17 protein-coding genes are annotated in these 21,036 nt (G+C 71.0%); 2 read left to right on the forward strand and 15 right to left on the reverse strand.

Annotated features, from left to right (window positions below; translation table 11 throughout):
• Nucleotides 1-63: 63 nt before the first annotated feature.
• From ACFY6U_RS20080 to ACFY6U_RS20140, 13 genes are all read right to left on the reverse strand, one after another.
• On the reverse strand, nt 64-1,404 hold the full coding sequence (locus tag ACFY6U_RS20080; RefSeq protein WP_390039966.1) for a VWA domain-containing protein: 1,341 nt from the start codon (nt 1,402-1,404) through the stop codon (nt 64-66).
• Nucleotides 1,405-1,554: 150 nt separating this feature from the next.
• Nucleotides 1,555-2,952 (reverse strand): PP2C family serine/threonine-protein phosphatase, encoded by a 1,398-nt coding sequence (locus tag ACFY6U_RS20085; protein ID WP_390039968.1) that lies wholly within the window; start codon nt 2,950-2,952, stop codon nt 1,555-1,557.
• 3 nt (nt 2,953-2,955) lie between these two features.
• Entirely contained in the window at nt 2,956-5,478 is a 2,523-nt protein-coding gene (locus ACFY6U_RS20090; RefSeq protein WP_390039970.1) for a tetratricopeptide repeat protein, read from the reverse strand.
• A gap of 2 nt (nt 5,479-5,480) precedes the next feature.
• Nucleotides 5,481-6,806 (reverse strand): hypothetical protein, encoded by a 1,326-nt coding sequence (locus ACFY6U_RS20095; protein WP_390039972.1) that lies wholly within the window; start codon nt 6,804-6,806, stop codon nt 5,481-5,483.
• A 47-nt stretch (nt 6,807-6,853) separates the two neighbouring features.
• Nucleotides 6,854-7,894, reverse strand: a complete 1,041-nt coding sequence (locus ACFY6U_RS20100) for a glutamate ABC transporter substrate-binding protein (protein ID WP_390040438.1) — start codon at nt 7,892-7,894, stop codon at nt 6,854-6,856.
• A gap of 14 nt (nt 7,895-7,908) precedes the next feature.
• Nucleotides 7,909-9,324: a hypothetical protein gene (locus ACFY6U_RS20105; protein WP_390039974.1), complete on the reverse strand. Its 1,416-nt coding sequence runs from the start codon at nt 9,322-9,324 to the stop codon at nt 7,909-7,911.
• A 271-nt stretch (nt 9,325-9,595) separates the two neighbouring features.
• Nucleotides 9,596-10,567: an N-acetylglucosamine kinase gene (locus ACFY6U_RS20110; protein WP_390039976.1), complete on the reverse strand. Its 972-nt coding sequence runs from the start codon at nt 10,565-10,567 to the stop codon at nt 9,596-9,598.
• Nucleotides 10,558-11,826, reverse strand: a complete 1,269-nt coding sequence (locus ACFY6U_RS20115) for a 6-phospho-beta-glucosidase (RefSeq protein ID WP_390039978.1) — start codon at nt 11,824-11,826, stop codon at nt 10,558-10,560. The genes ACFY6U_RS20110 and ACFY6U_RS20115 overlap by 10 nt, the downstream gene beginning before the upstream one ends.
• 6 nt (nt 11,827-11,832) lie before the next feature.
• A complete protein-coding gene (locus ACFY6U_RS20120; protein ID WP_390039980.1) occupies nt 11,833-12,726 on the reverse strand; it encodes a carbohydrate ABC transporter permease in 894 nt (297 codons plus the stop codon).
• A 2-nt stretch (nt 12,727-12,728) separates the two neighbouring features.
• A complete protein-coding gene (locus ACFY6U_RS20125) occupies nt 12,729-13,670 on the reverse strand; it encodes a sugar ABC transporter permease (RefSeq protein ID WP_351495410.1) in 942 nt (313 codons plus the stop codon).
• Nucleotides 13,671-13,672: 2 nt separating this feature from the next.
• Nucleotides 13,673-15,016 (reverse strand): ABC transporter substrate-binding protein, encoded by a 1,344-nt coding sequence (locus ACFY6U_RS20130; protein WP_390039982.1) that lies wholly within the window; start codon nt 15,014-15,016, stop codon nt 13,673-13,675.
• A gap of 65 nt (nt 15,017-15,081) precedes the next feature.
• Nucleotides 15,082-16,293 carry an ROK family protein gene (locus ACFY6U_RS20135; protein WP_390039984.1) on the reverse strand — a complete coding sequence of 404 codons (1,212 nt, stop codon included), beginning with the start codon at nt 16,291-16,293 and terminating at the stop codon, nt 15,082-15,084.
• 265 nt (nt 16,294-16,558) lie between these two features.
• Entirely contained in the window at nt 16,559-17,386 is an 828-nt protein-coding gene (locus ACFY6U_RS20140) for a hypothetical protein (protein WP_390039986.1), read from the reverse strand.
• Between the two features lie 248 nt (nt 17,387-17,634).
• Between ACFY6U_RS20140 and ACFY6U_RS20145 the strand changes: the two genes are divergently transcribed.
• Nucleotides 17,635-18,165 (forward strand): hypothetical protein, encoded by a 531-nt coding sequence (locus ACFY6U_RS20145; protein WP_390039988.1) that lies wholly within the window; start codon nt 17,635-17,637, stop codon nt 18,163-18,165.
• A gap of 15 nt (nt 18,166-18,180) precedes the next feature.
• On the opposite strand, the gene ACFY6U_RS20150 is transcribed toward ACFY6U_RS20145, so the two are convergent.
• Together ACFY6U_RS20150 and ACFY6U_RS20155 are read right to left on the reverse strand one after the other, a co-directional pair.
• Complete coding sequence (locus tag ACFY6U_RS20150) at nt 18,181-18,801, reverse strand: Uma2 family endonuclease (protein WP_390039990.1); 621 nt, start codon at nt 18,799-18,801, stop codon at nt 18,181-18,183.
• A 142-nt stretch (nt 18,802-18,943) separates the two neighbouring features.
• On the reverse strand, nt 18,944-20,047 hold the full coding sequence (locus ACFY6U_RS20155) for a mechanosensitive ion channel family protein (protein WP_390039992.1): 1,104 nt from the start codon (nt 20,045-20,047) through the stop codon (nt 18,944-18,946).
• Between the two features lie 352 nt (nt 20,048-20,399).
• Here ACFY6U_RS20155 and ACFY6U_RS20160 point away from each other — a divergent pair, with 352 nt between their 5' ends.
• The gene (locus tag ACFY6U_RS20160) at nt 20,400-20,936 is read left to right on the forward strand and encodes an HNH endonuclease (RefSeq protein WP_181805740.1); all 537 of its coding nucleotides are present in this window, start codon (nt 20,400-20,402) and stop codon (nt 20,934-20,936) included.
• Nucleotides 20,937-21,036: the final 100 nt, after the last annotated feature.

Here is a 21,036-nt window from a genome sequence, read left to right on the forward strand (position 1 = left end):
GCTTCCCTCTCTGTCAGGATCGTCCTGAGCCTGTCTGGGTGGTCCTGCGTGTGGACTGTCAGGTCACTTCTTTACACGAACAGTCTTTGTGGACCTTGTCTCGAGAGTCATCTCGTCGGCCTCCTCGACCTTCGCCTTCAATCGCACAGTACCTGTCGTGGCATCGACCACGTCCACCACCTTCGCAAGCAGTTTCGCAGTATCCGCGTTCCCGGAAGCGCTTGCCAACTGAACGGCCCGACCCAGTTTGGCCGTTGCCCCGTCCATATCGCCCGCTTTGCGGAGATCCAGCCCCTGTTGGATGGCTTGTGCCAGTTCGGCCTGGCCGGTGTAGTGGGCGACTTGGGGGTTGATGGAGGTCGAGGCGACCATGTCGTCCGTCCATACCGCCCTGATCAGGCCCTGTGCGCCCAGGTTCTGGACGCTGCCGTCGGGCTGCGGGACGACCAACGACACGCGCGCGGCGAGCATTTCCTGGCCGAGGCCGGCTGTCGGGACCTCCACGCAGACGTGGTAGTCACGGGACTCGTCGCCCCACGAGCCGGTGGGGTAGTCCCCGGCCCGCGGCCCGGCCTCGGTGCGGCGGTCGGTCAACTGCTCCACCGTGGGCGCCACTTGCTTGACGAACCTGATGGTCGTGCCGACCGGGGTCCACAGCCGCAGCGCGACGTCGGCGACCTCCTTGCCCATCGCCGTCTCCATCATCTGCGTGAAGTCGGCGGCCAGGCCCGTGGGGTCGGCGACTATGTCGGCGGTGCCGAGGAGCGCGGAGGCGATCCCTGTGACTTCTTTCACTTCCCAGTCGGTACCGACACCGCGCGCGTCACAGGTGAACCGCCCGGCGCAGGAGTCCAGGGCGGCCTTGAGGTCCTCCGGCGACTCGTGCTCGTTGCGGCCGTCGGTGAGCAGGATGCCGTGCCGGATGGTGACGTCCGCGGAGGACAGCAGCCGGTCGGCGAGCCGGAGCCAGGTGCCGATCGCCGTCCCGCCGCCCGCGCTGAGCCTGCGCAGCGCCTGCTTGGCCTGCTCGCGCGAGGTACGGTCGGCCACCGCGAGCCGGCCGCCGCCCGGGTAGACCTCCTTGGCCACGTGCGTGCCGCCGATCACCGCGAAGTGGGTGCCGTCGCGCAGGGTGTCGATCGCGGCCGCGGTGGCGTCCCGGGCGTTGCGCATCTTGGTGGGCGGGTAGTCCATCGACCCCGAGCAGTCGACCATGATCGCGACCCCGGCGGCGGGCCCCTGCCCAGCGGCGTACGACGCCCCGACCGCGGTCCCGACGGTGCCGCCGCCGGTCGCCGTCACCGTGACGATCGCGTTGACCTCGCGGCCGCCCTCCGGCAGGTACTCGTTCTGGTACACGTCCACCGAGAACTGCGGCACGCTCGATTTCGAGAAATTGGCCATGACTGCTCTGGTCCCCCTCCACCCCACGCGTGGGTGCTGACGGTGTGCGGACCGGTCCCCTCCGGTCCGCCGCTGCTTCCCCGTACGTCTTCCGCCGTACGCCTCTTTCCCCGTGCGTCTCGCTCCCGTTTGCGGCCGTTTGCGGCGGCCTCAGGCGGATCCTGCCCCCTGCGGCGGTTCCGGGAACGGGAGCAGCGCCACTGTTACGTTGTCGTGGCCCCCGCCGTCCAGGGCGTGGCCGACCAGCACCCGGGCCGCGTGCAGCGGCCGTACGTCCGCGTCGGCGGGGACGATCTCGGCCATCTCCTCGGCCGTCTCCGCGTAGTTCCACAGGCCGTCGGTGCACACCACCACCACACCGGGCCGGTCCGGCTTGAAGGAAGCGGTGTGCGGCTCCACCTCGTAGGCATCCGCGCCGAGCCAGCCGGTGATCGCGTGGGCGCGCTCGTCGGCGTACGCCTCCGCCTCGCTCATCAGGCCCGCGGCGACCATCTGGGCGGCCCAGGAGTCGTCCTCGGTGAGCCGGGCGGCCGGGGCGCCGCGGTCCACCGGCACCCAGTAGACGCGGCTGTCGCCGACCCAGCCGACCACCAGCAGGCCCGAGGCCACGATCGAGGCGACGATCGTGCACGCCGGAGCGTTCTGGTGCGGGGCGTGCTCACGGGCCGAGGGGGGCTCCTCCGCGAGGGCGTTGACGGCCTGGGAGGCCGCGACGATCGCGTCGTGCAGCGCGGCCTGCGGATGGGTGCCCTGCGGCAGCGCGGCCAGCAGCGCCTCGATGGCGGCCCGGGAGGCGGCCATCGAGGCCTCGTCGGGACGGGTCGCCGAGGAGACGCCGTCGCAGACGACCGCCAGCGCGGCCGGGGTGCCGTCGGGCAGCGCGGTGTGGCCGACGGCGAACGCGTCCTCGTTGCGGTGGTGGCGCAGGCCGCGGTCGCTGACCGCGGCCACCGGCCCCGACTCCTGCTCCATGTGGTCGCGCTCGCGCGGCTGGGCGTGCCCGCAGTTCTCGCAGTAGCCGTCGTCGTCGACCCGGCCCGCGCGGCAGGCCACGCAGACCTTCGACAGCTCGGTGGTGTCGGCCGTCCCGGCCGATTCGGCCGTCTCGGCGGCGGAGGCGGCCACCCGCGGGTCCGGCGCCTGCAGCGGGTACTCGTCCGGCTCCGGCGGCCGGTCGAACCGCACCCCGGAGGCCGGTGAAACCGGCGAGCCGTGCGGGGGCGAGCCGTGCGGCGGCGGGGAGGCCGGCGAGCCGTGCGGGGCCGGCGACACCGGCAGCGACGTGCCGCCCGAGTCGGTGCCGGGCAGGTCGGTCGGCAGATGCGGTGCCGCGGGCGTACCGGAGCTCTCCGGCTCGGGCGGGGGCCAGTCCACGCCCGAGGATCCCACACCGGCGGCGCCCATGGTGAGGGTCGGGTGGTCCTGCGGCGCGGCGAGCACGGCCGACAGGTCGTACCCGCACGCACCGCAGAACAGGTCACCCGATTCGAGCGGCTCCGCGCAGCTCGGGCACTTCGCCGGTGCTACCTGCTGGGGCATCTGCGACATCAACTACACCCACGTCCGGGGGCGGTAACGGTTGGCCCGTTCCACCAGGTCGATCCTCTCCTCACCGCCGGTCGCCAGTCTGGCCAGCGTGCGGTACGAGCGTTCCAGGCCGAAGCGGAGGCCCCGCTCGTCCAGACCGCTGCCCAGCAGCACCCGGCCGCCGACAGTGGGCTGGGAGTCCTGGCCCCCGGAGAGTATCCAGTCCAGCGCGCAGCCGAGGACTTCCGCCGACAACTGCTCGCGCCGGGCCGGATCCAGACCGTACGCGTCCAGCGCCTCGATCTGCCCGGCGGCGGCCGTCAGGTCGTCCAGGAACGGTGTGTCGTCGGCCGCCGCGGTCCGGTGCCGCAGCCGCGCCCGTACGGCCGCCACCCGGGCCGCCGTGTAGTGGATCGAGGCCTCCGGCACCGACTCCAGCGTCCGTACGGCACCCCGCCGGTCCCCGGCCGCCAGCTGCACCCGGCCCAGGCCGAACGCGGCGCTGACGAAGCCCGGGTCGGTCGCCCACACCAGCCGGTAGTACTCGGCCGCGTTGTCCAGCTGGCCGAGCACCTCCGCGCACAGGCCGAGCGCCAGCTTGGGCGCGGTCTCGCCGGGGAAGGCGTCGTAGATCGCGTCGAAGGCGAGCGCCGCGCCCTCGAAGTCGCCGGTGACCAGGCCGGCCACGCCCCGGCACCAGACCACCCGCCAGTCGTCGGGCCGCTCGTCCTCCAGCCGGCCGAGGCTCACCTGCGCGGCCTCGAAGTCGCCGTTCTCCAGCCGCGCGCGGACCTGCCGCAGCTCGGTCTCCACCGTCTGCGTCGGGGCCGCGGCCAGCGCGCTGAGCAGACTGACCTCGCCCACCAGCGAGGTCGACAGGCCGGCCAGGAAACCGGCGTTCGGGTCGCTCTGGTCGACCAGCGGGACCGGCAGGGCGAGCGCGGCGGCCGGGGTGGCGATGGGCCTGACGAGGGCGGGGTCGGCGGGGGCCGCGGCCCCTCCCGACGGCTCCAGGGCGAGCGTCCGGGAGGCCACTGTCCGCGCGCCCAGCCGGGACACGTCCCCGTCCAGCTTCGGGAACAGCTCGGTGTCCGTGACCTTCACCTCGGGCCCGAACAGCGTCGACAGCGCGGGCCGGGCCGTGCCGGTCTGCACCGAGACGACCTCGCGCAGCACACCGGTCAGCTGCTCCGCCATCTCCTGCGCGGAGGCGAACCGGCGCGCCGGGTCGGGGTCGGTGGCCCGGACCAGCAGCCGGTAGAACGACTCGTACTGCCGGAACACCTCGATGTTGTCCGGGTCGGGCAGCGAGTCCACGAAGACGGTCGTGTAGCCCTGGAAGTCGAAGGTGAGGACCGCGAGGGTCCGGCCCACCGTGTACAGGTCGGAGGCGACGGACGGGCCGACCTCGGCGACCTCGGGTGCCTGGTAGCCGACCGTGCCGTAGATGGCCGACTCCTCGTCGTCCATCCGGCGCACCGCGCCCATGTCGATCAGCTTGAGCTGGTCCTCGGTCTGGATGGCGTTGTCGACCTTGAAGTCGCAGTAGAGGAGGTTGCGGCTGTGCAGGTGGCCGAGGGCCTCAAGGGCCTCGATGCCATAAGCACAGGCCTGCTCCACCGGCAGCGGGTCGCGGCGGCCCTCCGGGGTGCGGCGGGCGTTGGCGATCTCCTTGAGGGACTTGCCGCCGACGTACTCCATGACGATGTAGCCGTCGAGGGAGCCGGTGCGCTGGTCGAGGTGCTCGACGAAGTTGTAGATCCGCACGATGTTGGCGTGCTCGATCTCCGCGAGGAACCGCCGCTCGGAGATCGCCGCGGCCATCGCGTCCTGGTCGCCGGTGTCCAGGAGGCCCTTGAGGACCACCCAGCGGTCGGCGACGGCCCGGTCCACGGCGAGGTAGATCCAGCCCAGGCCGCCGTGCGCGATGCAGCCCGCGACCTCGTACTGGCCGTGCACCACGTCGCCGCCCTTGAGCTTGGGCACGAACGAATACGGGTTGCCGCACTTGGTGCAGAACCCCTCGGTCCGTCCCGGATGGTCGCCGCGCCCGCGCCCGACCGGCGCCCCGCAGTCCGACCGCGAGCAGAACCGCTTCCGCTCGGGTACCTCGGGGTTCTCCAGGACCATCTCGCGCGGGTCGGGCTTCGGCACCTGCGGCACCGTGACCAGGCCCGCGCCCAGCCGGCTGCGCGCCGACGCACTGCTCGACGAACCGGAGCTGCGCACCGACACCGAACGGCCCGTCGACTTGCCCGACAGGGACCGCGAGAGCCGCCCGGAGACCGAGCGCCGCGACTTCGACGACTGCGACGACGTACGCGAGGTGCGGCTGCTGGAGCGTGAACTCCCGCTGCCTGTCGAGCCCCTGCCGCCCGCGGTGATCCCGGTGGGCGGCGAGCCGACCATCCCTCCCCCAGAGGGGGGACCCCCAACCGAGACGACCGGGGCCAGACCGCAGGTGTCGCAGTACAGCTCACCGCCGCCGACGTCCTCGTACGACCCCTCGCAGTCCGGCCGCTGGCAGGTGTCTCCCGCCTGACTCACGGCTACTCCCCCCTCCGGTCCTCGGGTCCGCTCTGCTGCGGCACCCGCGGCGCCCCCAGCGCCTCGGCGGCCGCGTGCTGGTAGCGCAGCACCGCCTGCTCCGCGACCCGCAGGTCGCAGGGCGCGCTCCACAGCATCCGCCGGGCCGCGTCGTACCGCTCGATCAGGAACGGGTCCTCCGCCAGCCCGTGCCGGGCCACCTTCGCCTTGTACGCGTCCAGCCGACCGCGCAGCTCCGCGCGCACTGCGAGCGGGGCGGTGACCGCCGTCAATGACTCGCGGGCGCGCAGCAGTTCGTCCTCCGCCTTCTGCTCCAGCGATTCGAGCAGCGGTGACAGGCGGTGCCACTGGGCCCCTCTGCGGTACTCGGCGGCCGTCGCCAGCTGCTCCTGCAGCGCGGTCGGCGGGCCGCTGACCACCGGCACCTCGGTCGCCGCGATCTTCGCCAGCACCTCACCGCGCGCGGTGCGCGCCTCGGCGAGGGTGCGGTCCGCGCGGGAGAGCACGTCCCGCAGCTTGATCAGCCGGGCCTCGGCGTCCTGCCGTACCGTCAGCACGGCGTCGATCTCCCGCCGCACCTCCTCCAGTGCCCGCGCCTCCCGGTCGTACACCGTGGTGTCGGGCCGGCCGCCGCCGGGCGCCGAACTCCCCGGCGCCGGCACCCAGAACGCCAGCGGATCGGAGACCACGTCCTCGCGGAGCTTCGTCAGCGTGCGGGTGATCCGCTCCAGGTCGTCGCCCGCCGGGTGCTCGCCGGGGCGCACGCCGACGGAGTGCGCCAGCTTGCGGGTGCGCTGCAGCTCGGCGGCGAGTAAATCGATCCGCGCGGGCAGCGCCGACCACACCGCGTCGGCGGTGACGACCATGTCCAGCGAGGTCGCGTACAGCTCGTTCATCCGGTCGACCAGACCGGTCAGCGAGAAGCGCTCGCTGAGCCGGCCGGCCGCGGACAGCAGGGTGGGCGCGTTCGCCGTCGCGGTCGCGCTGCCCGCCACCGTCACGGACTCGCCGCGCAGCAGCTCGGTCAGCTCCACCAGGTCCTCGCGGCTGGACCAGCGGCGCCGGGCCCTGATCTCCCGGGCGGAGCGCAACGCGTCCGTGTAGGCGTCGAAATAGGCCCACAGCAGGGTGATCGAGGCGTCGGCGGCCGTCCACCGCTCCCGGGTCGTCCCGGTCAGTTCGGCGCCTTCGAGGAGCCTGCGGCCCGCGTGGTCCTGCAGGGCGAGCAGTGAGGTCTCGATCGCCTCGTGCTCCGCGCCGAGCCGCGCCAGCGCACGGTCCACCTCGTCCCGGTCCATCACCGGCCCGGCGGGGTCCGTGACGCCCATCGATCACCTCTCGCTTGCTCGTCGGGGCTGGGCCTCGCGGATGCGGGTCAGCTGGTGCGCAGGTACTGCGGCGCGGGTGGCTTCGACGCCGCCGAGTCCGCTCCCAGTGTCGCCGACAACCACTTGTCGTACGACGCCTGCCAGCCGTCGGACCGGTACTCCACCAGGATCTGGTTGACCCGGCGGACCAGATCGGTCGCGTCCTTCTTCATCGCCACCCCGTAGTACTCGGTCGTGAAGGCGGCACCCTTGAGCTCGACCGTCGGGTCCTGGGCGGCCTGGCTGGCGGCCAGCGCGCCGTCGGTGACCACCGCGTCGACCTCACCGAGCTGCAGCCGCACCAGGCAGTCGAGCTGGTTGGGGACGGTGGTGGAGATGTCCGCCGAGGAGACCAGCTTGCCGGACTTCCGGTCGGCGGCCAGCTTGGTGTACGCCGTCGAACCGGCCGCCGTGCAGATCCTCTTGTGCGCCAGCGTGTCGTTGTACCCCGTGATCGGCGACGACTTGGGGGCGAGGACCTGCTGACCGGTCTTGAAGTACGGCGCGGAGAACGCGACGTCCTTCAGGCGGTCGCAGTTGATGGTCATCGTGCGCACCACCATGTCGACGCGGCCGTCCTGGATCGCCGGTATCCGCTGGCTCGTCGGAATCGCCTTGAACTGCACGGCGTTCGGGTCGCCGAGGATGTCCTGGGCGATCCGGTGCACCAGGTCGATGTCGAAACCCTCCAGCTCCGCGTCCGAGTTGTTCGGGTTGCGGTAGCCCCAGCGGTAGCTGTTCTGGTCGACGCCGACGATCAGCTTCCGCTTGGCGCCGGTACGGGCCTTGATGGCGTCGATGGTGGACCCGTCCGCGCCCGACGGCGACCAGGTCTCGTTCTGTGCCTCGGAGTCCACGCAGTCGTCGGCCTTCGCCGGGCTGCCGGTCGCCAGTCCCGGACCGCCGAGCCCCTCGCCCTGGCCGCCCGCACCGCGGGACTGGGTGAGCGGCAGCAGCAGGACGAACGCCAGCGCCAGGACGCAGCCGACCGCCATCGCGCCCACTCCGCCCCAGCCGCGCAGGGAGGCCCTCATCCGCCGCACGAACATCGTCACGCCCCCTCTCACCGGTACTCCGAAAGCCTGCGCCCGATGCCGAACAGCGCGCCGGCCGCCGCCGCGACCCCCAGCATGGCGGCTCCGATGGGCAGTCCGGACATCGCGTCCCGCCCGTCGGTGGCCCGCTCCCTGAACTGGGTCTCCTCGTACGCCAGCGCGTTCTTCAGGTTCGTGTCGACGCTGTCGAAGCACTCGGCGGTCGCGTCCTTCGTGCCTATCACCTTGTCCAGCGCCGCCTGGTAGTCGCCGTTCTCGTCCTCGGTGCGGGCGTCGGCGTGCCGCTCCTTCCACACCTTCATGTTCCCCTCGGCCGCCACGACGGGCTTGCTGCCGGCCTTGTCGTCCGCGAGCGCCGCGGCCTCGGTGAGGCCCTTGCCGAGCGCGGTCATGTCCTTGTCGAAGTCGTAGTAGTACGCGTCGTACGTCTGCCCGCCGACCATGACCGTCTCGGCGCCGCGTGCCACCAGGCTCAGGTTCTCGTTCCCGCGCGCCTTCAGGGAGGCGATCCGGGCGTCGTGCAGCACGTTCAGCGAGCGGACGCCGTGGTCGTAGGAGCCGTCCAGGCCGGCGCGGGCGAGGGTGTGGCCGACGACCAGCCACAGCAGCGTGACGACCGTGGCCGCCGAGGCCGCGACCAGGCCGTGGTTCAGCAGGCGGTTGGTCCGGCGGTAGTGGCGCAGCTGGGCCCAGGCGAGCGCGGCGAGCGCGAGGAGGCCGAGGACGATCGCCGCCCAGGGGTACGGGGTCGCGTCCGAGTAGTCGGAGGCGAGGCGCGCGTTCTCCTTCGTGTAGAGGTCCTGCGCCGCCGGGAGCATCTCCTGCTGCATCTTCTCGTTCGCGTACCGCAGGTACGCGCCGCCGACCGGGTAGCCCTGCCGGTTGTACACCCGGGCCCGCTCGACCAGCCCCTTGTACTCCGGCAGCAGCGTGTTCAGCTTCGCGATGGCCGCCTCGGAGGGCGAGCCGGGCTCGGAGTTGGCGGCGGCGGTGACCAGCTTGGCGGCGGCGGTCCGGATGTCCTTCTCGTACCGCGCGCGGGAGGCGGTCGTCTCCTGACCACCCGCCAGGAAGCCGCTGGAAGCCGTGGTGTTGGCGTCCGCCAGCGAACGGTAGATGTCGGCGGCGCCCGAACTCAGCGGCTGGCTGCGGTGCAGCACGTCGTCGGCGGCGGCCGCGCGGTCGGTCATCTGCCAGGCGGTGACGGCCCCGAAGGCGACGATCAGCACGGCGAGGACGGCGCCGATGACACGGAGCCGGCCGGGCTCGGTGGTGGCGGCGGCGCGCAGCTGCTCGGCGCCCTCCGCGAACGCGGAGCGGCGGCGTGGGGGCGCCGCCTCGGGCGTGGGGGAGCCGGTCCGCTGCGCGGGCAGGGCTGCGCCCGCGCCTGGCGGTGCCGCGCTCTTCGTCGGCGGGTGTGTCACGTGACCTCCCCCATGGTCATCCGGTCGCCGCCCAGTATCGCCGCCCGGACTGACATTCGGCACCGGCCTTCACTGGATCTTGATCGGATCGCAGCGGAACCCCTGCCCATGAATACGCCGGGGGCATCGGTTCGGTTCCTAGGGGGTGGTGTTGGATCGTCGCGGGGTGCGGGCGGGTGGGGGTTGCTCGCGCAGTTCCTCCCCCAGCCTTCGGCTGGGGGGGGGGCACCCTGCAAGAGCCGGTAAGCGTCCCCCCGGCCCCCGCCCCGGGTCACCCCTCGAAGTACGCCCGCACCCTCTCCTGCACAGCCACCCCCGCCCCGACCACGTCCAGCCCCAGCAGCGCAGCGCCCAGCACCGGCCGTGCCGTCACCACCCTCGGTACCGCCTTCGGTGCCCGCGCCGCCAGCGACTCCCGCACTCCGTCGTCGAGTTGCGGATGCCCGCCCGCGAGCACACCGCCTCCCAGCAGCACCGGCGTCTCCTCGTCCAGCAGATCCAGGCGCGTCAGCGCGACCACCGCCATGGCCACCACCTCCTGCGCCAGCCGGTCCACGACCGCCCGGGCCACCGGGTCGCCGTCGGCCGCCGTCGCGAACAGCACCGGCGTCAGCTCGTGGCGCCGGGCGGGCTCGACCTCCTCCCGGTGCAGCGCCTCGATCAGCGCGAGCATGCTGTCGTACCCGAAGTACGCCGGGAGCGCGCGGGCCAGGGCCGTACCCTCCCCGCGGCCGTCCTCCGCGCGGGCCGCGTGCCACAGGGCCTCCTCCGCCAGCCCCCAACCGCCACCCCAGTCACCGGAGATGCGGCCCAGCGCGGGGAAGCGGGCGGTGCGGCCGTCGGGGCGCATGCCGACGCAGTTGATGCCGGCGCCGCAGACGACGGCGACCCCGCGCGGCTCGGTGACACCGGCCCGGAGGATCGCGAAGGTGTCGTTGCGGACCTCCACCGTCGCCCCCCACGCGCGCGTGGCCAGCGCGGCGGCCAACTGCTCCTCCTCGAAGGGGAAGTCGGCGTTGGCCAGGCACGCCGAGACGTGGGCGGCCGAGGTGACCCCGGCGGCGGCGTACGCCTCGGCGACCGCCCCGGCCACCTCGTCCACGGCCTGCTCCACTCCCACCACCGGCGGCCGGAAGCCGCCGGCCCGGGCCGTGGCGAGGACCTCGCCGTCCGCCGCCACCACCGCGACGTCGGTCTTGCTGTTGCCCGCGTCGATGGCGAGGACACTTGCGGTCAGGCCCACGCCAGGTGCTCCCGGTTGTGCGCGATCAGTCGGTCGGTCAGGGCGTCGGCGTACTCGTACTGGCCGACCAGGGGGTGGGCGAGCAGCGTCCGGAAGACGCGGTCCCGGCCGCCGCGCAGGGCCGCCTCCAGGGCCAGCTCCTCGTAGGCCGTCACGTTCGCGACGAGCCCGGCGAACAGCGGGTCGACGTCCGGGACGGGCAGCGGCCTCGGGCCGGCCGGGCCCACCGCCGCCTGGACCTCGATCACCGCGTCGTCGGGGAGGAACGGCAGTGTGCCGCCGTTGTAGGTGTTGACCACCTGGTAGGGGTTCCCGGCGCCGCCGAGCAGTGCCGCGGCCAGGTCGACCGCCGCCTCCGAGTAGTAGGCGCCGCCCCGTCTGGCGAGCAGCTCCGGCTTCTCGTCCAGGGCCGGGTCGCCGTACATCTCCAGCAACTGCTTCTCCATCGCCGCGACTTCGGCGGCCCGGGACGGCTTGGTGCGCAGCTCCCGCACCACCTCGTCGTGCGCGTAGTAGTAGCGCAGGTAGTAGGACGGGATGACGCCGCCCAGGCGGTCGAGGAGGGACGTCGGCAGCTTGAGGTCGGCGGCGATGGTGTCGCCGTGTTCCCCGAGCAGCTTGGGCAGGACGTTCTCGCCCTCGGGGCCGCCGAGGCGGACCGCCGTCTCCCAGGTGAGGTGGTTGAGGCCGAGGTGGTCCAGGTGGATCTCGGACGGCGTGACACCGAGCAGGTTCGCGAACTTCCGCTGGAAGCCGATCGCCACGTTGCACAGCCCGACCGCCTTGTGACCGGCCTGGAGCAGGGCACGGGTCACGATCCCCACCGGGTTGGTGAAGTCGATGATCCAGGCGTTCGGGTTGGCACGGCGGACGCGTTCGGCGATGTCCAGGACCACGGGCACCGTGCGCAGGGCCTTGGCGAGACCGCCGGCGCCGGTGGTCTCCTGACCGATGCAGCCGCACTCCAGCGGCCAGGTCTCGTCCTGCTGCCTGGCGGCCTGGCCGCCGACGCGCAGCTGGAGCAGCACCGCGTCGGCGCCCTCGACGCCCGCGTCCAGGTCCGAGGTGGTGACGATACGGCCGTCGTGGCCCTGCTTGGCGAAGATCCGGCGGGCCAGTCCGCCCACCAGTTCCAGGCGTTCGGCAGCCGGGTCGACCAGCACCAGTTCCTCGATGGGCAGGGTGTCCCGCAGCCGCGCGAAGCCGTCGATGAGTTCGGGGGTGTAGGTCGAGCCTCCGCCGACCACAGTGAGTTTCATGCTTGGTTAACCCTTCACTCCGGTGAGCGTGACGCCCTCGACGAACGCCTTCTGGGCGAAGAAGAAGACGAGGATCACGGGGGCCATGACCAGCACGGTCGCGGCCATGGTCAGGTTCCAGTCGGTGTGGTGCATGCCCTTGAACGACTCCAGGCCGTAGGAGAGGGTCCAGGCGCCCGGGTTCTCCGAGGCGTAGATCTGGGGGCCGAAGTAGTCGTTCCATGCGTAGAAGAACTGGAAGAGAGCGACGGCGGCGATGCCCGGCTTCGCCATCGGGATGACCACCCTGAGCAGCGTCCTGAGGTCGCCGCAGCCGTCCACCTTCGCCGCGTCCAGGTACTCGTTCGGGATCGTCATCAGGAACTGGCGCAGCAGGAAGATGGAGAACGCGTCGCCGAACGCCATCGGCACGATCAGCGGCCACAGGGTGCCGGAGAGGTCCAGCTGCTTCGCCCAGAACAGGTACATCGGGATGATGACGACCTGCGGCGGCAGCATCATCATCGAGATCACCAGCATGAGCGACAGATTGCGGCCCCGGAAGCGGAACTTGGCGAGCGCGTACGCCACCGGGAGCGAGGACACGACGGTCAGGACGGTGCCGAGGCCCGCGTAGATCAGGGTGTTCTTCCACCAGGTCAGGAAGCCCGGGGTGTCGAACACCTTCTTGTAGTTGCCCCACTCCCAGGTGTGCGGGATCAGGTCCCGGCTCAGTGCCTGGCTGTCGCTCATCAGCGAGGTCAGGAACACGAACACGAAGGGGAGGGTGAAGAACAGGGCGGCGGCGACGCCGAGGGAGTGGACCGCCACCCAGTTCAGCAACGCCTTGCGGCGGGCGGTGCGTTCGGCCTCGGACACCGGGGCCTTCAGTTCCGTCGGCCGGTCCAGCACTTGGGTCATCGTCAGTCACCTGCCTGGATGAGACCGCCCCGGCGCCGCATCAGGAACGCGGTGAACACCATGGACAGGGCGAAGAGCACGAGGGCGACGACACACGCGGAGCCGTAGTCGAAGCGCTGGAAGCCGAGGTTGTAGACCAGTTGCGGGAGCGTCAGCGTCGACTTCTCGGGATAGCCGGGCTCGAACTGCGTGCCCGCGCCCTGGATGACACCCGAGGCGACCTTTCCGGCGATGAGCGGCTGTGTGTAGTACTGCATCGTCTGGATGACACCCGTCACGACCGCGAACATCACGATCGGCGAGATGTTGGGCAGCGTGACGAAGCGGAAGCGCTGCCAGGCCGACGCGCCGTCCAGTTCCGCCGCCTCGTACTGCTCCTTCGGCACGTCGAGCAGTGCGGCCATGAAGATGACCATCAGGTCGCCGACGCCCCAGAGCGCGAGCAGGGTCAGGGCCGGCTTGGACCAGGACGGGTCGTTGAACCAGCCCGGGGCCGGGATGCCGACCTTCTCCAGGATCGAGTTGACCGGTCCGGTACCGGGGTTGAGCAGGAACGCGAACGCCATGGTCGCCGCGACCGGCGGGGCCAGGTAGGGCAGGTAGAAGAGGGTCCGGAAGACCCCCGTGCCCGTCTTGATCTTCGTGATGAGCATGCCGACGCCGAGTCCGAAGACGACCCGGAGCGACACCATCACGATGACCAGCCACAGGGTGTTGCGCAGCGCGGGCCAGAAGTACGGGTAGTGCTCGAAGACGTACGTCCAGTTCTTCGTGCCGGTCCACGTCGGCGCCTTGAAGCCGTCGTAGTGCATGAAGGAGAAATAGACCGTGGAGATCAGCGGGTACGCGAAGAAGACCGCGAACCCGATCAGCCAGGGCGACATGAAAGCGACCGTGCGAAGCGCCGACCGGCGGCGCTTCGACGCCAACGTGATGGTGCTCATCGCTACTTGGCCTGCGCGATGTCCGTGTCGATCTGCTTGGCCGTGGCCGCCAGACCGGACTTCAGGTCCTTGACCTTGCCGCTCTCGTAGTCGTATCCGAAGTTCTGGATCGTCGCCAGGTACACACCGCCGTTGATGGAGGCGGGAGATGTCGTGGAGTTCGGGTTGGCGGCGATGTCCAGGAAGGTCTTGAAGCGCGGGTCGTACTTCAGCTTCGGGGACTTCAGTGCCGCCAGCGTGGACGGCACGTTGTGGATGGCGTTGGAGAAGTTCACCACCGCGTCCGTGTCCGTGGTGATGTACTTGACGAACTCCCAGGCCGCGTTCTGCTTCTTGCTGTTCGCGGCGATACCGGCGATCGTGCCGGTGATGTAGCCCTTGCCGTACTGCGCGACCTGGTCGTCCGGTACGGGCAGCGGGGCGACGCCGATGTCGAACTTCGGCTTGGTCGCGAGCGCCATGCCGAGCCGCCACTCGCCGTCGAGCTGCATGGCGACCTGACCGGTCTGGAAGGGGTGCTTGTCGCCCCACTCGTCGCCGAGCGTCGCCCGGTACTTCTCCAGCTTCTGGAATCCGCCGAGTTCGTCGACCAGGTTCTTCTGCAGCGTGAACGCCTCGGTGAAGGCGGGGTCCTTGGCGATGTTCGACTTGCCGTCGGAGGTGAAGTACGCCGGCGAGAACTGCGCCGCGTAGTGCTCGGTCGTGGTCTCCCAGCCGTGGTAGTCCGGCATGAAACCGAGCTGCTTGTAGCTGTCACCCTGGTTGATCGTCAGTTTCTTGGCGTCCGACTGGAATTCGGTCCAGGTCTTCGGCGGGCTGGTGATGCCGGCCTTCTTGAACGCCGTCTTGTTGTAGTAGAGGCCGTACGCGTCACCGAGCAGCGGCGCCGAGCAGCGGTTGCCGTCGTACTGGGTGTACTCGTTCATCGCCTTCGGGAACGTCGTCGTCGGGTCGATCCCGGACTTCTTGAAGAACGGGTTCAGGTCGACCAGTGCGCCCGAGGAGCAGAACTTGCCCACGTTGTTGGTGGTGAACGACGAGATGACGTCCGGGGCCTTGTCGCCGCCGCTGCGCAGCGCCTGGTTGATCTTGTCGTCGGTCATGTTGCTGACGACGTTGACGTGGATGTTGGGGTGCGCCTTCTCGAAGCCGGCGATCAGCGCGTTGACCGCCTTCACTTCGTTCGGGGCGCTCCAGGCGTGCCAGAAGTTGATGGTGGTGTTCGCGGAGGCGTCGTCGTCGGCTCCGGAGGAGGACTGGCCGGTACAGGCGGTGAGCAGGGCCAGTGAACTGGCCGCCGCGGTCAGGGCAAAAGCCGTCTTTCGGGCAGCGGAGGGTATGGGCATGGCGAGATCTCCCGGGGCGGGCGGTGAGCGTGGGAAGGACTGGCTGTGCGGGGGTCTGAGGGGGCTCAGCGCGAGGTGTCGAAGACCTCGTCGCGGGTGGTCGCGAGCGCGCTCTCCAGCGCGCCGCGCAGCACGGGGTGTTGACGGACGTCGCCGACGACGAGCCGTGGCCGGGCGGCCGCCAGCTCCTCCAGTTCGGCCTGGACGAGGGCGCGCAGCACCTCGCCGCCGGCGGTCAGGGCGGTGCCGCTGAGGACGACGAGTTCGGGGTCGAGGACGGAGACGAGGGAGGCGAGACCGGTGGCGAGCCGGGTCGCGTAGGTCCGCAGCAGCTGGTGGTAGGGCCCGGTGGCGTGGTCGGCGGCGCGCGCGACGAGCTCGGCGGCCACCTCGTCGTACGGCCCGGCCGGCAGGTCCTCGATGCCCAGCTCGCGCGCCAGCCGGGGCACGGCCTGCGAACCGGCGAGTTCCTGGTAGCCACCGCTGTTGGCCTTGGTGACCTGGCGGACCAGCGGGGTGCCCGGCACCGGCAGGAAGCCGACCTCGCCGGCGCCGCCGGTCCAGCCGCGATGCAGCCGGCCGCCGAGGACCAGGGCGGCGCCGAGGCCCTCCTGGTTCCACAGCAGCACGAAGTCGCCATGGCCGCGGGCCGCGCCGAGCCGCTGCTCGGCGATGGCGGCGAGGTTGACGTCGTTCTCGTACTCGACCGGCATCGGCAGCGCGGCGGCGAGCTCGTCGAGCAGCGCGGGGGAGTGCCAGCCGGGCAGGTGCGAGGCGTACCGCAGCCGGCCGGTGTTGGGGTCGAAGGCGCCCGGGGTGCCGACGACGACCCGGTGGACGTCGTCCCGGGCCAGCCCGGCCGCCTTCACGGCGCCGTCGAGGGCGTCGGTGACCTGCCGTACGACGGACTGCGCGGAGCGCCGGCCGGGGGTCGGCAGCTCGTACTCGCCGACGGTACGGCCGGTGACGTCGGCGACGGCCGCCCGGATCCGGCCCGGGTTGACGTCCAGTCCGGCGGCGTGGGCCGCGCCCGGGTTCACCGAGTACAGCTGGGCGTTGGGGCCCGGCCGGCCCTCGCTGGTGCCGGTCGCCAGCACCAGCCCGGCCGCCTCCAGGCGGGCCAGCAGCTGGGAGGCGGTCGGCTTGGAGAGGCCGGTGAGCTTGCCGATCCGGGTGCGCGAGAGCGGGCCGTGCTCCAGCAGCAGGTCCAGTGCGGCGCGGTCGTTCATGGCGCGCAGAACGCGCGGGGTGCCCGGCGTACCGGCGGTTCCTGCCATGGGGTTCGACACCTGCCTTTCCAGCCGCTCAGTTTCCCAGTGACCCGGACCTTCGGTCCAGCCGGGTGACCGGCTTCGGCCGTCCATCCGTTGATCACTGTTAGGAAAGTTTCCTGTTGGCTGGAAAACGTAGGCCGCCGGAAGGGGGGCGTCAATAGTCCGCCGGGGCGGCAACCCAGTCGTTACCTGGGCTTGGACATGCGAAGGGCCCGCCCGGAGTGATCCGGACGGGCCCTGCTGTGTATACGTCCCAGGAGCAGGAGCGTCACTTCACCTTGATGTAGTCCCCGGTGGCCTTCGCCGCCGCGGTGGTCGTCGTACCCGCGAAGACGTACCGGTAGTAGCCGCTCTTCGACGCCTTCACCGTGGTGGACAGGGCGCCGCCGGTGCCGGAGGTGATGCCCTTGACGTTCGTGTAGGTCCTGCTGCCCTCGGCACGGAACTGCAGGACCGCCTTCTGCCCCGAGTAACCCTTGTACGCCATGGCGTCCCAGTCGGCCCGCGTCAGCTTGCCCTTGACGGTGACCGTCTTCCCCTTGGCCACCGGCTCCGGCGAGGCGTCGGCGGTCAGCCTGGCGGCGCGCTGCACCTTGGCCGTGGTCAGGTTGCCCCAGATGGCCACGTCGGACTCGGTGCTGAGGAAGTCGTCCGAGGCGGTGGCGTCGAAGTGGGCGTACAGGCCCCCGGCCTTCCACGTGGTGGCGTCCGCGGCCTCGTACAGGTAGTCGCCCGGGTCGACCGGGATGGTCTCGGTGCAGCTCTCGGTGACCGTGGTGTCCGTGGTGGCGGTCGTCGTGCAGACGGGCATGACCTCCGGGTCCAGCTCGTTGGCGAGCGACTTCAGCGTGCCGCGGTAGAGCATCACCGCCGCGAACGTCTTCTTGTTGTCGATGACCAGGTCGGCGGGCCGGGTCAGGGTGTACGTCACCGGCACGTTCACCGTCTTGGTGGTGCCGACGACGATCGCCTTGCCCTTGTTCACGGTCACGTCGGAGAAGACCAGGTTCGGAGTGGCCGCGGAGGCGGCGGGGGCCGCGATGCCGGCCAGGGCCAGGGCGCCGGACAGGGCGGTGCCTATGGCGAGCTTTCTCATGTTTCCCCACATTCGAGACGGGCCCCCGGGCGACGTCGCGCTCCAGAACAAGGGCCCGTAGTGGGCTGACCATAGATCATCGCGGTTGCGGGGAGAATCCGGGGGACCTGTGAAGATCGTCTGAATCCGTCCGTGGGACGCTTCGTGATCACGGCTGCGTCACGATCTTCGTCCGCGCTGGTGGGGACGGCCCTCCTCGCAGTTTCCTGCCTTGTGGTCCGGGCACCGACCAGTGGAGGAAGACGCGCATGGCCCACCGGAGACGGCTGTTCGCCCGCCTGCTGCGGCGCAGCCTCGCCGACTTCGTGCCCCTGATGCTGGGGATGTACGTCATCGCCTTCATCCACCACGGCCTCGCCTGGTCGGCCGTGCGCGAGGCCACCGGGGTCGCGGTGGTGTGGACCCTGGCCTCCCTGCTCTGGGCGGTCTGGCGGATCCGTTCGCTGGCGCGGCGCGCGCACGGCCTGGGTATCGAGGTCACCGAGAAGGTCCTGGACGACACCCAGACCCACACCGTCACCGGCGTCCCGTTCGACCGCGTCCGCGCCCGGCTGGAGGCGGCCCGGCGGGCCACGGACCTCACCGGCGGCAACCCGCTCCGCTTCCGCTGGCACCCGTACCGCACCCGGGTGTCCGTCCAGGGCTCGGTCGCCTACGACGCCACCGCGGGCGAGGCCCACGTGGAGGTCCGCACCTCCGGAAACCTGGAGAACGGCTTCTTCCGGGGCGCGGGGTTCACCGTGCTCTGCCAGATAGTGCGCACGCTGGAAGGCCGTTGAGCCGAGGAGGGCTGCTCAGTCGCCGCGGAAGGGGGCCGTGTCGAGGGTGGGGTAGGGCGCCGGGAGGGGGAGCGGGTCGCCGAGGTTCACCTTCTCGTCGGTCTTGTAGTACGCCTCGGTGGGGTCGTCGCCGGGGAGGACGGGGTCGGTGTGGCAGTGGGCGGTCCTGGCGTGGCGGTCGGTGAGGACGTAGACGGGGATGCCGACCGCGGCATAGGTGGCCGGCCTGGCGCCGGTGCCGACCGCGTGATCGGTCGACGTGACCTCGCCGACCAAGGCGATCATGTCGATGGGATACCAGCCTCTGTGGGCTTTGCGGTAGGCCTCGTCGAGTTCCGTCGGAGAGCGTCGCAGGACATAGAAGTCCGGGATCACGAGGGCCATGGTGCTGCCGTCCTGGTACGCGCTTCGATGGCCATTGCCCATGCCCGCCAGGTCGAGCCCTGCCGTGAAGAACTGGACGGCGAGCTTGAAGGCGCCGGCGTTGTGCTGGTCGTTCGGTCGCGGCGGCACGATGACCGTCCCCTCGACGTACTCGGGTCGAATCGGCGCTACCGACGCCTCCTCGATCGCGATCAACAGATCGATGGGGTCCTGCTCCGTCATGACCTTCTCCATGATCGGTTCGGCGCTCATCCCTGGTTCTCCTTGTCGCGCCGGTGCCAGGCTGAGCCCGCGCCGGGCGCCCCGGCAGAACGATGGGGCACCCCGGGCGTCGTAAGACGCCGGAATGCCCCACCGTTCACTCGAACGAGCGTGCTGAACCGTTCCGCTCCCTCTACCTCCCCGCAGACGCCGACCGCGGTGAAGCGATCGGGGTCGTCGCCGCCACCTGCGGCGAGTCCGAGTCGGCGAACACCGACGGCGCCGCCACCCCCGCCGCGCGGTCGGGGGTCTCCTCGTCCAGGAGTACGGCCGTCTCGCCGCCCACGATGCGGATGTGCGCCGCGTCGAACGCCCGCTTGATCCGCCAGCGCAGCTCGCGCTCGACGGTCAGCGCCTTGCCCGGCATGGTCTTCGCGGAGACGCGGACCACCATCGAGTCGATGAGCACGGAGTCCAGGCCGAGCACCTCGATCGGGCTCCACAGGACCTCGTTCCAGGGCTCTTCCTTGGACATCTTCTCGGCGACCTCGTCCAGGGTGGCGCGGACCCTGTCCAGGTCCTCGTTGGCCCGGACGGTGACGTCGACGCCCGCCGTGGCCCAGCCCTGCGAGAGGTTCCCGATGCGCTTGATCTCGCCGTTGCGGACGTACCAGATCTCGCCGCTGGCCCCGCGCAGCTTGGTCACGCGCAGGCCGACCTCGACCACCTCGCCGGAGGCGACGCCCGAGTCGATCGAGTCGCCGACGCCGTACTGGTCCTCCAGGATCATGAACACGCCGGACAGGAAGTCCGTGACCAGGTTCCGGGCGCCGAAGCCGATCGCGACACCGGCGACACCGGCGGAGGCCAGCAGCGGGGCGAGGTTGATCTGGAACGCGGACAGCACCGTCAGCGCGGCCGTGCCCAGGATCACGAAGCTCGCCACCGAGCGCAGCACGGACCCGATCGCCTGTGACCGCTGCCGCCGCCGCTCGGCGTTGACCAGCAGCCCCCCGAGGGTCGTGCCCTCCGCGGACTCGGCGGTCCGGTTCATCCGGTCGATGAGCTTGGTTATGGCCCGGAGCACGACCCTTCTGAGCACCACCGCGATCACCAGGATCAGCAGCACCTTCAGACCTATCGCCAGCCAGGTCGACCAGTTCTGCTCGACCCAGCTCGCGGCGTTGGTGGCGCTCTCCTGGGCGTCCTGGAGCGTGGGCACCGCCGGGGTCGACGAACCCGAGGGGGTCGGCGACGGCGACGAACCGGCGGCCAGTAGGACGGCGGGCAAGGACACGGCGGGTACCTCCAGGCGGTGCGGTGCTGCCCTCCGGTACGGCGATCAGGGTCGGGTACGGCGTTCAAGGTCACGGAAAGGTCACCGGACGGACAGGAACACCACACTAACGGGGCATTGTGTGTGGGCCCTGCCGAAACGAGAAGGAGAGACCGCGCTCACGCCCGCTTCTCGCCACCGCTTGAACAGGCCCGCTTGAAACGGGGTGCGAGCGGGGGATGAATGCGGTGTGGTCGAAAACACTCCCAGCCCGTTACCGGGAGATGGTGGCGCGTCCACCTGGCAGGAGGGGAGACTGGCCACAGATCGTCCCGGCGCGAGCCACGCGCCGCCGACGCCCAAGGAGGCCCCCGTGCCGCATGTCCTGGTCCTCAACGCGTCGTACGAGCCGCTCGGCGTCGTACCGCTCCGCCGCGCGCTCGTCCTCGTCCTGGAGAACAAGGCTGTCGCCTTGGAGGAATCGGGCGCCTATATGCACAGCGCAACCGTCACAGTCCCCGCACCCAGCGTGGTCCGGCTCAAGCGATTCGTGCGGGTTCCCTACCGGGGGCCCGTTCCTCTCACCCGAAGGGCGCTCTTCGCGCGCGACGGGGGCCGGTGCATGTACTGCGGTGGCGTCGCAACCAGCGTCGACCACGTCATCCCGCGCAGTCGCGGGGGTCAGCACGTCTGGGACAACGTGGTGGCGTCCTGCCGCCGCTGCAACCACGTCAAGGCCGACCGCCATCTCTTCGAGATCGGCTGGCGGCTGCGTCACAAACCGGCCCCACCCACCGGCCTGGCCTGGCGCATCATCGGGACCGGCCATAGGGATCCGCGCTGGCTGCCCTATTTGCAGCCGTACGGCGCGGACGACGCCCTGGCCCGGATCGACGGCATCTCCGCCTGACGATCCGGGCCTTCGCACACCCCGTGGCTGCCCGTTCGGCCACGGGGCCCTTCGTCGTGCACGGGGCGCCCCGCGACCGGGCCGGCTCACCTGGACGATC

Source organism: Streptomyces sp. NPDC013157, assembly GCF_042899865.1.
In the GTDB taxonomy this organism is placed as follows: domain Bacteria; phylum Actinomycetota; class Actinomycetes; order Streptomycetales; family Streptomycetaceae; genus Streptomyces.